The following is a 2,365-nucleotide window of genomic DNA, read 5'->3' on the forward strand; positions in this document are numbered from 1 at the left end:
CGGTGATCTGGGAACGCTCCCAGTCGTGCTGACCCGGCACCTGGCATGAGCACCACGCACCTGCTCGCAAGGAGGCGAAGCATGGCGTCACGTGCACAAACGCGATCCGGGTCGTCGTTGTTCCGCCCAAGACCCGGTTCGGCCGCCTCGGTGACCGCCGACTTCCGCGTCTAGGACCACCTCCGCTCGGCCGCTTCGGCGCACGTCGACCGCCATCGACGGGGCGCGATGTCGCTTTTCCCTGTTAGCGATAACAAGGCGATTTCGCTCTGCATCCCCGGAGAGGAACCCCATGCGAGAACCCCTCGCGGCCAGGACGAACACCCTGACCCGCTTGCGACTCGGAGCGGTGTCGGTCGTGGTGTTGTCCGGCCTGAGTGTCGTGCTCCCACTACCCGCCGCGTCCGCCGCCACCGTGGACACCAACGCCTCCTACGTCCTGGTCAACCGCAACAGCGGCAAGGCGCTGGACGTGTACGGGCGGTCCACCGCCGAAGGCGCCCGGATCTCCCAGTACACCCGCAACGACGGCGCCTGGCAGCAGTGGCAGTTCGTCGACTCCGGTGGCGGCTACTACCGCGTCAAGTCCAAGCACAGCAACAAGGTCCTGGGCTTCTCGTCCACGGCCGACCGCACCGGCCTCACCCAAAGCACCGACGCCGGCCGCTCCAGCCAGCAGTTCCGGCTGGCCGACTCCACCGGCGGCTACGTGCGCCTGCTCAACCGGGCCAGCGGCAAGGCCGTGGACGTGCTGGACTCCGCCACCACCGACGGCGCGCGGGTCGGGCAGATGCCCGACATCGGCGGCGCCAACCAGCAGTGGCAGTTGGTCAAGCTCGGCGCCGACACCACCGCGCCGACCGCGCCGGCCAACCCCCGCACCTCGAACCTGACGTGCACCGGGGTGACGTTGTCGTGGTCGGCGTCGACCGACGACGTCGCCGTGGCGTTCTACGACATCTACCACGACGGTCAGCACATGGTCGCGGTGCCGGGCACGGCGCTGTCGGCCGACCTGACCGTCTCGCCGGGAGCCACCTGGGGCCTGTACGTCAACGCCCGCGACGCCGCGGGCAACGTCTCCCAGGCCAGCCCCACGGTCACCATCACCGCGCCGCAGTGCCAGGCCGACACCCAACCGCCGTCGACCCCCACCGGCGTGACGGCGACCGCGTCGGGCACCACGGTCACGGTGCGCTGGACGGCGGCCACCGACAACGTCGGCGTCACGGGCTACGAGATCCTGCGCGACGGCGTCCAGGTCGGCTCGACCAGCGGCGCGACCACGACGTCGTTCACCGACAGCGGCCTGACCGCGAACACCCGCTACCAGTACCAGGTGCGGGCGCGTGACGCACAGGCCAACCGCTCGGCCGCCAGCGCCGCGGTCGCGGTCACGACGGGCGCCTCCTGCGCCACGGCGCTGTGCTCGGTCACCAAGGTCGCCTCCGAGACCGACCTGCCGTGGGGCCTGACCACCCTGCCCGGCGGGCAGGTGCTCTACGGCCGCCGCGACGCCTTCGAGATCGTCCGCCTCGACCCCGCCACCGGCACGAAGACCACCGTCGGGCGCGTGCCGAACGTGGCGGGCACCGACGGCGAGGGCGGGGTCCTGGGCCTCGCCGTGGCCTCCGACTTCACCGCCGACCCGTGGCTGTACATCATGCACACCACCACGACGGACAACCGGGTGGTGCGGATCCGCTACACCGACGGCGCGCTCGCGGGCACCCCGCAGGTGCTGCTGACCGGCATCCCGCGCAACAAGTACCACAACGGCGGCCGGCTGCGGTTCGGCCCGGACGGCACGCTGTACATCGCCACCGGCGACGGCCAGAACGGCGACTGGGCCCAGGACCTCGACAACCTCGCCGGCAAGGTGCTGCGCATCAACCGCGACGGCACGATCCCCTCGGACAACCCCTTCGGCACGCCGGTGTGGAGCTACGGCCACCGCAACCCGCAGGGCCTGGCGTTCGACTCCCGGGGCCGGTTGTGGGAGCAGGAGTTCGGCAACTCCGTCATGGACGAGACCAACCTGATCGTCCGCGGCGGCAACTACGGCTGGCCCGCCTGCGAGGGCACGACCGGCACCTGCGACCAACCCGGCTTCGTGCCGCCCAAGCACACCTACCCGGTGGCCGAGGGCTCGTGCAGCGGCATCGCCGTGGTCCGGGACGCGCTCTACATCGCCTGCCTGCGCGGGGCGCGGTTGTACCGCGCCGAGATCTCCGGTGACAGCCTCACCAACGTCGAGCAGTACCTCACCGGCACCTACGGGCGGCTGCGCACCGTGGAGCCCTCCGCCGACGGTGGCCTGTGGCTGACCACCAGCACCCGCGGCGACCAGGACAGCATCGCCAAC

At 71.2% G+C, this 2,365-nt stretch carries 1 protein-coding gene; it reads left to right on the plus strand.

What is annotated here, in order from left to right; all coding sequences use genetic code 11:
- Positions 1-292: 292 nt before the first annotated feature.
- A partial coding sequence (locus tag AB0G02_RS35535) for a PQQ-dependent sugar dehydrogenase (RefSeq protein ID WP_360803439.1) occupies positions 293-2,365 on the plus strand: 2,073 nt, incomplete at its 3' end.

Origin of the sequence: Actinosynnema sp. NPDC023658 (genome assembly GCF_040639995.1) — a bacterium.
GTDB lineage: Bacteria > Actinomycetota > Actinomycetes > Mycobacteriales > Pseudonocardiaceae > Actinosynnema.